The organism is Xanthomonas sp. CFBP 7698, assembly GCF_003600855.1.
Classification (GTDB): Bacteria; Pseudomonadota; Gammaproteobacteria; order Xanthomonadales; family Xanthomonadaceae; genus Xanthomonas; species Xanthomonas cannabis.
Window position 1 is genome coordinate 130,524 of the sequence record NZ_PRDN01000002.1, and the last position, 12,253, is coordinate 142,776.

The 12,253-nt window shown below is 67.0% G+C and carries 12 protein-coding genes; 6 read left to right on the top strand and 6 right to left on the bottom strand.

Translation table 11 applies throughout. The features are described from left to right. The first annotated feature begins 237 nt into the window (after positions 1–237). Complete coding sequence (locus tag XnspCFBP7698_RS08355; protein ID WP_104580171.1) at positions 238–705, top strand: energy transducer TonB; 468 nt, start codon at positions 238–240, stop codon at positions 703–705. On the opposite strand, the gene aroA is transcribed toward XnspCFBP7698_RS08355, so the two are convergent. From aroA to serC, 3 genes are all read right to left on the bottom strand, one after another. Beyond that, entirely contained in the window at positions 689–2,005 is a 1,317-nt protein-coding gene (gene aroA, locus XnspCFBP7698_RS08360; RefSeq protein ID WP_104580170.1) for a 3-phosphoshikimate 1-carboxyvinyltransferase, read from the bottom strand. The genes XnspCFBP7698_RS08355 and aroA overlap by 17 nt on opposite strands. A 112-nt stretch (positions 2,006–2,117) precedes the next feature. After that, positions 2,118–3,362 (bottom strand): prephenate dehydratase, encoded by a 1,245-nt coding sequence (gene pheA, locus XnspCFBP7698_RS08365; RefSeq protein ID WP_104580083.1) that lies wholly within the window; start codon positions 3,360–3,362, stop codon positions 2,118–2,120. Positions 3,363–3,428: 66 nt separating this feature from the next. Then, positions 3,429–4,514 carry a 3-phosphoserine/phosphohydroxythreonine transaminase gene (gene serC, locus XnspCFBP7698_RS08370; protein ID WP_104580082.1) on the bottom strand — a complete coding sequence of 362 codons (1,086 nt, stop codon included), beginning with the start codon at positions 4,512–4,514 and terminating at the stop codon, positions 3,429–3,431. A gap of 176 nt (positions 4,515–4,690) precedes the next feature. Here serC and msrP point away from each other — a divergent pair, with 176 nt between their 5' ends. Together msrP and msrQ are read left to right on the top strand one after the other, a co-directional pair. Then, positions 4,691–5,659, top strand: coding sequence for a protein-methionine-sulfoxide reductase catalytic subunit MsrP (gene msrP / locus XnspCFBP7698_RS08375; protein ID WP_039412641.1), 969 nt, complete (start codon positions 4,691–4,693; stop codon positions 5,657–5,659). Between the two features lie 132 nt (positions 5,660–5,791). Beyond that, positions 5,792–6,448: a protein-methionine-sulfoxide reductase heme-binding subunit MsrQ gene (gene msrQ / locus XnspCFBP7698_RS08380; RefSeq protein ID WP_047696557.1), complete on the top strand. Its 657-nt coding sequence runs from the start codon at positions 5,792–5,794 to the stop codon at positions 6,446–6,448. Here msrQ and XnspCFBP7698_RS08385 read toward each other — a convergent pair. Then, on the bottom strand, positions 6,390–7,199 hold the full coding sequence (locus tag XnspCFBP7698_RS08385; RefSeq protein WP_047696560.1) for an FHA domain-containing protein: 810 nt from the start codon (positions 7,197–7,199) through the stop codon (positions 6,390–6,392). The genes msrQ and XnspCFBP7698_RS08385 overlap by 59 nt on opposite strands. 235 nt (positions 7,200–7,434) lie before the next feature. On the opposite strand from XnspCFBP7698_RS08385, the gene XnspCFBP7698_RS08390 reads away from it, so the two are divergent. From XnspCFBP7698_RS08390 to XnspCFBP7698_RS08400, 3 genes are all read left to right on the top strand, one after another. Beyond that, a complete protein-coding gene (locus XnspCFBP7698_RS08390; protein ID WP_039412646.1) occupies positions 7,435–7,710 on the top strand; it encodes a polyhydroxyalkanoic acid system family protein in 276 nt (91 codons plus the stop codon). A 164-nt stretch (positions 7,711–7,874) separates the two neighbouring features. After that, entirely contained in the window at positions 7,875–8,432 is a 558-nt protein-coding gene (locus tag XnspCFBP7698_RS08395; protein WP_047696562.1) for a phasin family protein, read from the top strand. A 349-nt stretch (positions 8,433–8,781) separates the two neighbouring features. After that, on the top strand, positions 8,782–9,768 hold the full coding sequence (locus XnspCFBP7698_RS08400) for a restriction endonuclease (RefSeq protein ID WP_147423588.1): 987 nt from the start codon (positions 8,782–8,784) through the stop codon (positions 9,766–9,768). A gap of 284 nt (positions 9,769–10,052) precedes the next feature. On the opposite strand, the gene hutC is transcribed toward XnspCFBP7698_RS08400, so the two are convergent. Together hutC and XnspCFBP7698_RS08410 are read right to left on the bottom strand one after the other, a co-directional pair. Further along, positions 10,053–10,790, bottom strand: coding sequence for a histidine utilization repressor (gene hutC, locus XnspCFBP7698_RS08405; protein ID WP_047696566.1), 738 nt, complete (start codon positions 10,788–10,790; stop codon positions 10,053–10,055). Between the two features lie 15 nt (positions 10,791–10,805). Beyond that, a complete protein-coding gene (locus XnspCFBP7698_RS08410) occupies positions 10,806–12,203 on the bottom strand; it encodes a formimidoylglutamate deiminase (RefSeq protein ID WP_147423589.1) in 1,398 nt (465 codons plus the stop codon). Positions 12,204–12,253: the final 50 nt, after the last annotated feature.

Consider the following 12,253-nt stretch of genomic DNA (forward strand, 5'->3'; position numbering starts at 1 on the left):
GCCACCATCACTAAACTGAACATCTGCACGCCGGCCACCGCCGTCAGGCCCCGCGCCTTAGCTGCGCCTCAGGCAGTGCCGACCAGACTGGCCGCGTCATCCCAAAGATGCGCCAGGAGGTCGGCCATGTCCTTCATCTCGAACCCTTCAACGCCCCAGGCGCCAGCGATGTCGCGCGGCGCTCCGCCAGTTACGGGCCGGGGGCCGGATGCGGCAGACGATGGCGCCTCGCCATGGCTGTGGGCGACGCTGCTGGCTCTGCTGGTGGTGATTCCTGCCTGGTGGTGGAACCGGCATAGCGACGAGTCGTTTGCGACCGATACAAGCCCCGCTCCCGTCGCGAGCCGCCAGATTCTGCCCAGTGCCGATGGCCCCCGCGCGATGACCATGGTGGCGCATGCACCGGCACGCGCGGCCACCACCAGCATCGAGGCCCAACCGTTACCCGGCAATGCCATGCCCAGCTATCCCGCCGAACTGGCGCGCGCCGGCATCCAGGGCAGCCGTACCGTGCGCCTGCAGCTCGATGTGCAGGGCCGGGTGCGCGAGGTTGTCATTGTCGAACGCACCGGCAGCAACGACCCGCGCCTGGATGCGGCGGTGACCGACAGCCTGCGCCAGTGGCGCTTCGCGCCGGCCACGCGCGATGGCCATGCCGTGATCAGCAGCGTGCAGGTGCCGGTGGACTTCAGCGCAGCGCGTTGAGCCCGAAGCCGGCATCCCGCGCCAGGGTGTCGAAACCTGGGAACGAGGTCGCGACATTCGCTACATCGTTGACCTGCACGCTGCCGTTGGACAGCTGGCCGGCGATGGCGAACGCCATGGCGATGCGGTGGTCGCCATGGCTTTCAATCACGCCACTGCCGATGCTGCCGCCGTGGATGGTGGCGCCATCCGGCGTTTCATCGACCTGCACGCCCAAGGTGCGCAGGCCAGTGGCCATGGCGGCCAGCCGATCCGATTCCTTGACCCGCAATTCGGCAGCGCCGGTGACCACGGTCTGTCCGCTTGCCGCAGCCGCAGCCACGAACAAGGCCGGAAACTCGTCGATCATGTCCGGCACCAGCGCTTCGGGAATGTGTGCGCCCTGCAACGGCGCGTAACGCACGCGCAGGTCGGCCACCGGTTCGCCGCCGTGTTCGGCATGACGTTCTTCGGTGATGTCGGCGCCCATCAGGCGGAGCGCCGCCAGCAGCCCGGTGCGCCGCGGGTTCAATCCCACCGCGCGCAATACCACCTCCGAGCCGGGGATGATGCTGGCAGCCACGATGAAGAACGCCGCCGACGAAAAGTCGGCAGGCACCGCGATATCGGTGGCGCGCAGTCGCTGGCCGCCATGCAGACGCGCGGTGCCGGGAGCGAAATCGATCTCCACGCCGAACGCCGACAACATCCGCTCGGTGTAGTCGCGTGTGGGATGCGGCTCGGTCACCGAGGTCTCACCCTGTGCGTACAGACCGGCCAGCAGCACCGCCGACTTGACCTGGGCGCTGGCCACCGGCGAAACGAATGCAATGCCCTGCAATGTCTGGCCACCGTGCACCCGTAGCGGCGGCGTGCCGTCATCCTGGGTGTCGATCCTGGCGCCCATCTGCGCCAACGGGCCGGTCACCCGCCGCATCGGCCGCTTGGACAACGAGTCATCACCGACCAGCACGCTGTCGAAGCGCTGCGCGGCAAGCACGCCGGCCAGCAGACGCATGCCGGTGCCGGCATTGCCGCAGTCCAGCGCCTCGGACGGCGGCTGCAAGCCATCCACACCGACGCCATGCACGATGCGCTGCGACGCCGATGGCGTTTCGATACGCACACCGAGCTTGGCGAAAATGGCCGCGGTGGAGCGCGTGTCTTCACCTTCGAGGAAGCCGTCGATCTGCGAGACGCCATCGGCGAGCGCGGCAAACATCACCGCACGGTGCGAGACCGACTTGTCGCCGGGAATGGCCAAGGTGCCACGCAAGGCGCTGCCTTGCCGGGCGATCCAGTGTTGCGTGCTGTTGCTCATGCGAATGATCCGAATGCTGCGCATCGCCACAGGCGGTGGCGATGCGCTTTGAAAGAGGGGCCGCGTTGCCGACACCAACGCAACGCGCCGATGGCGGCGGCTGTTCGTGCGCCTAGGGAATCGCGACCGGATACGACCCCAGCACCTTGATCTGCGCCGAATGCGCTTCCAGCTCGGCGAGTGCCTGCTTCATCGCCTCGTCTTCCACATGGCCGACCAGATCGATGAAGAAGCCGTACTCCCACTTGGCCTGATGCGAGGGCCGCGACTCGATGCGGTTCATGCTGATGCCGTGGCGTGCGAACGGACTGAGCACGTCGAACAACGCACCCGGCTTGTCATGGATGAACACCAGCACCGAGGTGCGGTCGTGCCCGGACGAGGGAAAGATCTGCCGGCCGATCACCAGGAAGCGCGTGGTGTTGTCGTCGTCGTCTTCGATCGACTTCATGATGACCTTCTTCAGGCCATACACGTGCGCCGCGCTCTCGCCGCCGATCGCCGCAGCGTCTTCGGCGTTACGCGCGCGCCGTGCACCCTCGGCGTTGCTGGAAACCGCAATCTTCTCCACCTTGGGCAGATGCGACCGCAACCAGCCGGCGGTCTGCGCGAAGGACTGCGAATGCGCGTAGATGCGCTCGATGTCGTCCAGCCGGCCGTTGCGCGAGAGCAGATACTGATGCACGCGCAGTTCGACTTCGCCGCAGATTTTCAGGTTGGAGGTCAGGAACATGTCCAGCGTGACCTGGATGGTGCCCTGCCCGGAATTCTCCACCGGCACCACGCCGAAATCGGCATTGCCGGCTTCCACTTCCTGGAATACTTCCTCGATGGTCGCCATCGGCAGACCCACCGCCGAGCGCCCGAAATGCTTGAGCACGGCCTGCTGGCTGAAGGTGCCTTCCGGCCCCAGGTAACCGATCTTCAATGGCTCCTGCTGGGCCAGACACGCAGACATGATTTCGCGATACACGTGCACCAGCACTTCATCGCTGAGCGGGCCCTCGTTGCGGTCCACCACCATGCGCAGCACCTGCGCTTCGCGCTCGGGGCGGTAATAGTCCACCGCCGCTGCCAGTTTGCCCTTGGCCTTGCCGACCTGGTGCGCGAAGTTGGCGCGCTCGGCGATCAATGCCTGGATGTTGCGGTCGATCTCGTCGATCTTGGCGCGCACATCGGCCAGCACCGGTGCGGCCGCGACAGGCTTGGCGACGGCCTTGGCCGGCTTGGCGACGGATTTGGCGGCCACCTTGGCAGGTTTGCTGACGGGCGCACGTGCAGACGTGTCGGCAGACGTGCTCGCCGGGCTGTGTTTGCCGCCATTGGCGGCCTTGGGCTTGTTGGACTTGGGTGCCATCGCTGGGCATTCCTTGAAAAGACGGCGCACGCGCCTGCGCGGCATGCGCCGCGGTCGAAGTTGGACTCAGCCGTGACGCTGCTGGAAGTCGTGCATGAAGGCCACCAGTGCCTGCGCACCGGCCACCGGCATCGCGTTGTACAGCGATGCACGGATACCGCCGACGGCTTTGTGGCCCTTCAACGCAAGCAACCCGGCGGCCTTGGATTCGCTCACGAACAACGCATCCAGCTGCTCGTCCGGCAGGAAGAACGGGATGTTCATGCGCGAGCGCACCGCCGGTGTGACCAGGTTGCGATAGAAGCCGCCGGAACGATCGATGGCCGCATACACCAGGCCGGCCTTTTCCGCGTTGCGCCGCGCAAATTCGGTCACGCCGCCCTGCTCCAGCATCCACTTCACGGTCAGCCCGAGCAGATACCAGTTCCAGGTTGGCGGCGTGTTGAGCATCGAATCGCGTGCCGCATGCGAGGCGTAATTGAAGATGTCCGCACGCGGCTGCCCGGCGCGCTCGAGCAGGTCGCGCCGCACGATCAGCACCGAAATCCCCACCGGCCCCAGGTTCTTCTGCGCACCGGCATAGATCAGCCCGTAACGCGAAATATCCAGCGGCTCGGACGCAATGGATGAACTGAAATCGGCAAACAACGGCAGTGTGCCCACATCCGGTGTCTCACGGAATTCGACACCGTGGATGGTTTCGTTGGCGGTGATGTGCACATAGGCCGAGTGCGGCGACAAGGTCCAGCTGGCTACCGGCGGAATCTCGGTAAAGCCGCCCGCCTGTGCATCGGCGGCAATGCGTGTGTCCACGTAAGGTGCCGCCTGCTTGATCGCGGTCTTGCCCCAGTGACCGCTGATCACATAGTCGGCCGCCTGGCCGGGCGCGGCGAAGTTCAGCGGCAGCAGCGCCTGGATGGTGGTGGCACCACCGGCCGTGAACAGCACCGCATAGTCGTCAGGGATCGACAGCAAGGTGCGCAGATCGGCTTCGGCCGCGGCCGCGACCGCCATGAAATCCGCGCTGCGATGGCTGATTTCAACGATCGAGGCACCAACGCCATTCCACTCGACCATCTCCGCCTGCGCCTGCCGCAGGACCGATTCCGGCAATGTCGCAGGGCCGGCACTGAAATTGAACGCGCGAGTCATGGCACACCTTGTCGAGCTAGCCTTCTAGTATGCCGCAGCGCATCGGCCTTGGCAGCGGGCAAAAAAGTTGCAGCTGCATCCTTTTGACTGAGCCTGACGTAACGTAGTGACAGCCGCGGGACGAACTTCTGCCCCGGTCGGCTACTCTCACGCTGCAGCCATTGCCGGAGCCTGCCATGTCGTTTCGCACTGCTTTCAACCTGCCGTCCAGCGAGATCACCGATGAGGCCGTTTACCGCGACCGTCGTCGGTTGCTGCAACTGCTTGCGCTGACGCCGGCACTGGGCGTGGCCGGTTGCGCCGAGGCCGACCCGCCGCCACCGCCCAAGACGGTGGTGACCCCGGCGCAGGCGCGCAGCGGATTTCGCACCGCCGAGGAGTTGACCAAGCTGGAAGATGTCACCAGCTACAACAATTTCTACGAATTCGGTACCGACAAGACCGACCCGTCGAAGGCCGCCAAGACACTGAAGCTGTCGCCGTGGTCGGTGAAAGTGGGCGGCGAATGCGAAAAGCCCGGCAGCCTGTCGCTGGATGAGTTGCTCAAGGGCGTTACACCGGAAGAGCGCATCTACCGGCTGCGTTGCGTGGAAGGCTGGTCGATGGTGATCCCGTGGACCGGCGTGCCACTGGGCGAGGTGCTCAAGCGTTTCGCGCCGACCTCCAAGGCCAAGTATGTGGCGTTCACCACGCTGGCCGACCCGCAGCAGATGCCGGGTGTGCGCTATCGCTCGATCAACTGGCCGTATCGCGAGGGCCTCCGGATCGATGAAGCGATGCACCCGCTGACCTTGCTGGCCACCGGCCTGTACGGCAAGCCGTTGCCGCAGCAGAACGGTGCGCCGCTGCGCCTGGTGGTGCCGTGGAAGTACGGCTTCAAGAGCATCAAGTCGATTGTGGAAATCCGCTTCGTCGAGAAGATGCCCGAGACCGCCTGGCACGATCTGCAACCCTCCGAATACGGCTTCTTTTCCAACGTCAACCCGGCGGTGGATCATCCGCGCTGGAGCCAGAAGACCGAGCGCCGCATCGCCGGCACTGCCAGCAAGCTGTTTGCCGAACGCATCGCGACCAAGCCGTTCAATGGCTACGCCGATCAGGTGGCGTCGTTGTACGCAGGCATGGATCTGAAGAAGTGGTTCTAGGCAACACGCACTCCGGTATCGACCGGTCGTAGGAGCGCACCCGGGCGCGACAGGCCTTACCGGTAAGGCCCGTCGCGCCCGGGTGCGCTCCTACGCTTCATGCCCACGCGGCGTCCCCTTCTTCGAGATGGCATGGCCAAGACCTCCATTGCATTGATCGCCGCAAAGACTGCGGTACACGTTGCCGCACTGGCGCCGATGGCGCTGCTCTGTTGGCAATTCTGGCAGGTGTGGCAGAACGGCAGCGATGCACTGGGCGCCGACCCGGTGGCCGAGATCGAGCACCGCACCGGTCTGTGGGCATTACGGTTTCTTCTGCTCACGCTGGCACTCACGCCGTTGCGCCAGCTCACCGGCCAGGCGGTGGTGATTCGCTTCCGCCGCATGCTGGGGCTCTACGCATTCTTCTACGCCAGCGTGCATCTGCTGGTGTACCTGACCCTGGACCTGCGCGGTTTCTGGACGCAGATCTTCGAAGAGATTCTCAAGCGTCCCTACATCACGGTGGGATTTGCGGCCTGGCTGCTGTTGCTGCCGCTGGCGATCACCTCGACCCAGGGCTGGATGCGCCGGCTCAAGCGCAACTGGGGCCGCCTGCACCAGCTGATCTATCCGATCGGCGTGCTGGCGGTGCTGCATTTCTGGTGGCTGGTGAAGTCCGACATCCGCGAACCGGCACTGTATGCCGGCATCCTGGCCGTGCTGCTGGGCTGGCGGATCTGGAAAAAGCTCAGCGCGCGCCGAACCACAGCAAGGCGCTCAGCGCCGCCGCCAGCAACACCGCGCTGAGCAGCAGCCAGGGCCAGCGTGCGACCTTCATCGGTGCGCGCGCCGGCGCGGCGGTGGCACGCGGCGGCGGCGGCGGTTCGGAATCGGGAATGTCCCAGGTGGTGCCGTGATGGATGCGCGGGACTTCCACCACGAAGCGGTGACGCGCATCGAACACGACCTGGTCGCCGGCCTGCAACCAACCATCGCGCACCTGCACGCCATTGATCCAGCTGCCCTCTTCCGACCCCAGGTCGCGCATCAGCACGCGGTCGCCATGGCGTTCCAGGCGCGCGTGCTGGGCGGCGAACGCCGGGTCGTCGATGACGATGTCCGACGCCGGGTCGCTGCCGACCAGGCGTGAGCGGTCCAGGGTGAAGCTGCGTCCGTGGTGGCGCCCGCCCAGCCCGCGCAGCAGCAGGCAGACCTCGCTCAGGCCGGCATTGTCCTGCGGCGCATCGTTGGCCGGCGCGCTCGACGGCGCGCTGCGCAACAGCATCTCCACACCGTCGGCGTAGATCGCATCGCCGGGACGCAGCAAGGCCATGCGCCGCACCGGGCGTCCGTTGACGTGGATGCCGCGGATGCCATTGGCCACCTGCAGCCACAGGCCACGCTGGTCCAGGCAGAACTGCGCCAACAGCAGCGCACCCTGCGCATCGGCGACCACCCGCACGCTGCCGGAGGCATGACGGACGATCCGGTGGACGCCGGGCGTGAGGGAATGATCCGGCTGCTGCCGGTGGGTGAAATGAACTTGCAGGTCGCGCACCCGCCGCAGCCTAGCAGGTTTGCCGCCAGCAGCGGCCAACCCGGCACCTTGCACACCGCCGAAGGGCGGCGTCAGGCGGTTGTGCAGCGAAGCGTACGCGCTGGAAATGCGCGCATCGGCACCGACGCATATGTCTCCACGATGCCGCCTGGAGCGCGGCGCGAGCGGTCGCACTTGGAGCCGGACGCGCGCATGCGCACAATGCGCGCCTACTTTCGTCTCACCCAGGCAGCTCATGTCCAGCATCGATATCCGCCACGACCATTCCCTGCCGCCGGCCCAGGCCCGCGCGGCGATCGACGAGGCGGCGCGCAAGCTGACCGATCGCTACGGCGTCGCCTCGCATTGGGAAGGCGACACCTTGCGCATCGCCCGCGCCGGTGTGGATGGTGCAATCACCCTGCTGCCGCAGCAGGTGCACGTGACGGCCGAGCTCGGCTTCCTGCTGTCGGCCGTGCAGCCGATGGTGGAATCGGAAATCCGCCGCCTGCTGGCGGAAAAACTCGCCTGAGCCAGCGCTTCGCGCAGGTTGCCGCTTCAGCGCCAAGTCACCCGCCCCGCACGCGATGGGCGGATGCTTGGGCCAGGCCTGATCGGGTGGCGCTTCACCTGCCCGATGCAGGACCGGCACTAGGGTGAACGCAACGTCACTTTGGCAATCGACAGGAGCATCCCATGACGACCGGATACGACCAGAACGGCAATCGCGACCACACGGCGTCGGGCTTCCAGGCCCAGGCAGAGCAGATCTCGCGCCGGCTCGGGGAATCGGCGCAGACCGTGTGGCTGGCGGGACTCGGCGCGCTGGGCCGCGTGCAGAGCGAAGGCGGCAAATTGTTCGACTCGCTGGTGCGCGAGGGCGCTGCCTACGAGCGCACCGGCCAGCGCAAGGCGGCCGAAGGCGTGGACGAGCTGCGCGAAGAAGTGGAGACCCAGTTCGAGCAGGCACGCGACACCGCGGTGCGCGGCTGGGACAAGTTGGGCAAGGCCTTCGACGAGCGCGTCAAGGGCGTGCTGCGTACGCTCAACATCCCCGAGCAGGAAGAGCTGGAAACCCTGCGCCGTGAAGTGGAGTCGCTGAAGGCACAGGTGCGCGCCAATACCGCCGCGACCAAGCGGGCCAACCGCACGGCCAACCAGGCCGCGCAGGCTGCCAGCAGCGAGACGACCAGCGCAGGCACCACCGCCGGCACCTCGCAGACCGGCAATTCGGCGGCTTTCGACGGGGAGTGAACTGCGGGAAGGGGTTGGCCTGGAGAACTACACGCAGGGCGTCGCACAGACGCCCGTCCACGGCCGACGTCACGCGGAGCCGGGTCGCCCCGGACCGCACCGAGGTCAAGCGATAGCCGCCCCGCCACCGTGTTGCAAAGCAGCATGGTTTTACAGACAATCGAGGACGACCCGCCAGTCCTGTATTACGAAGTCCGTTTGCTCCCCTCCCCTCACGGCTTCGGACTGGCGGGTCTTTCGTTGCCTGGGTCACGGCTCGTGACATCGCCGCCCGCGATCCATTGACGAATCCGGTACGAAGGATTCTTCTAGGCGCATCGACTCGTAATACGCGCCATCCCTTCGCTTGATGCTTATGCCTTCCTGGATTCTGGCGCTCCTGGCTGCACTGCTGCTCTGGTTGGCGGTGTGCGCTTACTTCTGGCTGGTGCGGCGTCGCGCCAACGAAACCGACGAAGGCATCCGTGCGCTGGCCGCCCTGCATTGGCGCGACTTCTCCGCGGTAGTGCTGCGGGTGCTGCAGGACCAACGTGGCTGGCAACCGACCCAGCTGCCGCAGGACGGCCTGCCCACCGCCGATTTCATGATGCAGACCGATCACGGCACCCGCCTGGTGGCCTGCAAGCATGGCCGCGGCTATCGCATCGGCGTAGCTGCAGTGAACGAACTCGGGGCGATGGCACGGCTGGCCGGCGCTGGCGGCGGGGTGATGGTGACCGAGGGCCGCATGGAGCGCGAAGGTCTGGCTGCGGCAGACAAGCAATCCATCGAAGTGCTGGACGGCACGCGCCTGTGGCCCTTGCTCAAACCCTATCTGCCGGGCGATGTGGAGACCCGCGTGGTGACCCTGGCGCGGCGGCGCGCGCTCCGCCACAGCGTCATTGCCGGTGCCTCCCTGGCCACGCTTGCCCTGGTGGCGGTGCTGGCACTGCGCCCGCCCGAGCCACACCCGGCACCGCCCGCTGCGGCCTCGCGGGTGGGCGCAACGCCGCCGAGCCCTCCCGCTGCGGCCGCCATGAACGCTGCGCAGCCCGCAGCGCCGACAGCGCCAGTCGGCGCTGCGACGGCAACCAGCGCAGAGCCGGATGCCGAGACCCTGCAAGGCTATCGGCGCGAGGTGTCGAGGGCATTGGCGCAGACGCCGGGCCTGGTGCGCGGGATCTGGATCACCCAGGCGACGCTTGCGGTGGATCGCGCAGTGGACGATGGCGCGGCATGGCCGCTGATCTGCCGCGAACTGCAGCGTTACCCCTATCTGCGCACGGTGCGCGTGCAGCTCAACCCCCGACCGGGCGTGGACGAGCCGGTGCGCTGGCGGCAATGCACCACGATCTGATGCGGGTGCACCGCGATGGTCTGCCAACCCGCCGGTAAACATATCGGGACGTCGGATGTGGGCACGCGCGAGTCCAGTCGATCCTGCGCTGATCTGCTGGGCGCGGCTGGGCGATGACTGCGACGCGCCTCCCGTCATTGCGCATGCAGCGGCCTGCCATTTACGACAGCCGGGTCAGGCGAGCCGGGCTCTCGAAGCCGCCGTGCACACCGGCGTTGCAGCGACTGCGTTCTGCAACGCGTTAGGCCCTACGCGGGAGGCGCGCGCGAGGATCCAGTACAGCGTCAGCGCATGCCCGGCGCAAACCGCGCCACCAGATCGTAGGAGCCGCCCAGAAACAGCTGGCGCACATAGGTCACCGGTTGCTCGCCACGCCAGGTGTGGCGGTCGATCACCAGACAGGCCGCGCCTTCGTCCACCTGCAGGCTGCGTGCCTGCGCGGCATCGGCGCTGACTGCGCTGATGCGGTGTTCGGCACGCGTCCACGGTACGTTGCGCAACAGCCAGCTGCCGGGAGCGAGCGTGGTGAATGACTCGTGCAGGGCCTCGGGCACGGTGGTGACATCGATCACCCGCTGTTCCAGCGCAAACGGGCTGCCATCGGCCAGATGCAGGCTGTCCAGCGCGAGCAGCTTGCCGGTGCTGCCCAGCGCGCGCTCCTGCGGCACGCGCGGGCGCACAGTGCGCAGCCGCCGCGACAACAGCGAAAACGCGTAGCGATGTCCGCGGGTGGTCATCTCCACTTCAATATCCGGGATCGAGAGCGCCACCTGCTCCAGATGCGGATGCGGGCGCGCCACGAACGAGCCGGTGCGGCGGCGGCGCTCGATCATGCCGGCGTCGGCCAGCAGGCCGAGCACCTTGTTGACGGTCATGCGCGAGCAGCCGTACTGCGCCATCAGCTCGTGCTCGGGCGGGATGCGGTGCCCGGGTGGCCAGTCGCCGCTATGAATGCGTTGCTCCAGATCCTGCCGGATGCGGTGGTGCAAGGTGCCGGGCGCGGCGATGGGGGTGGCGGTCAAAGCGGAGGTCTCCGGTCAGACCTGCATTGTGCGCGCATCGGCTCCGTTGCCCAGCACTGTGCGCAACACCTGTGCAAACCGCGCGGCGATGCGTGCGCGGTCAATATGCCGGCCATCGCGCACCACCGCACGCCCGGCGCGCCAGACGGTGCGCACCGCCCCCGCGCGTGTGGCGAACACCCAGCTGTCCAGCAGCGCGTCGTCGTCGCGCGCGAGCAAGGCCGGGTGCGAGGTCTCCAGCTCCACCAGATCGGCCGCGGCGCCTGTCTGGATTCCGTGCACCGCGCTGCCCAGTGCCTGTGCCGCCCCCCTGCCGGCCTGGTCGTACAACCAGCGCCCGCTCGACACATCGGCGGGCGCCAGCACGTTGCGCGCCTGCACGCTGAGCCGCTGGCCATATTCGAGCAGGCGCAACTCCTCGGCGGCATCGATCAGCACATTGGAATCCGAACCCACACCGAAGCGGCCACCCGCGGCGGCGAACACCTGCATCGGGAAGATCCCGTCGCCCAGATTTGCCTCGGTGATCGGGCATAGCCCGACCACCGCGCCGCGATCGGCAATGGCCTGCACTTCACTGCCGGTGACATGCGTGGCATGCACCAGGCACCAGCGCGCGTCCACCGGCGCATTGGCCAGCAACCAGTCCACCGGGCGCTGGCCTGACCAGGCCAGGCAGGCATCGACCTCGCGCTGCTGCTCGGCAATGTGGATGTGCACCGGGCCATCGGTCAGCGGCAGCAGTGCCATCAGCTGGTGCGGCGTGACCGCGCGCAGGCTGTGCGGCGCCAGGCCGAGCACGCCGTCGGTCAGCGCAGTTAGGCTTTGCCTGCAATCGTCGAGCAGCCGTGCGAAGCCGTCGATGTCGTGGATCAGGCGCTTCTGCGACGCGCTGGGTGCGGCGCCGCCAAAATCCGAGTGCGCGTAGAACACCGGCAGCAGGCTCAGCCCGATGCCGGTACTGGCAGCGGCAGCGACGATGCGCCCGGACATTTCGCCGGCATGCGCGTAAGGCGCGCCGCCGGGGCGGTGGTGCAGGTAATGGAATTCGCCGACGCGGGTGAAGCCGCTTTCCAGCATCTCCACATACGCCTGCTCGGCGATCGCCTGCAGGCTGTCCGGGTCGAGCCGGTCGACAAAGCGGTACATCAGCTCGCGCCAGCTCCAGAAGCTGTCACCGCGACGCCCACCCACTTCGGTCAGGCCGGCCATGCCGCGCTGGAAGGCGTGGCTGTGCAGGTTGCCCAGGCCGGGCAGCAGCGTCCCGGCGCGTGTATCGGTGGCAGCCACCGCGGTATCGGCCTGCACCGACACGATGCGCCCCTGCGCCAGGCCGATGCGCACACCGCTGGCCCAGCCGCCTGGCAACAGGGCCCGCGCTGCCCACAACGCTTGTAACGGCTGGTCTGCCACTGGACACCCTCGATTGACGAACTTATTGTATATACATATCAGACACCACG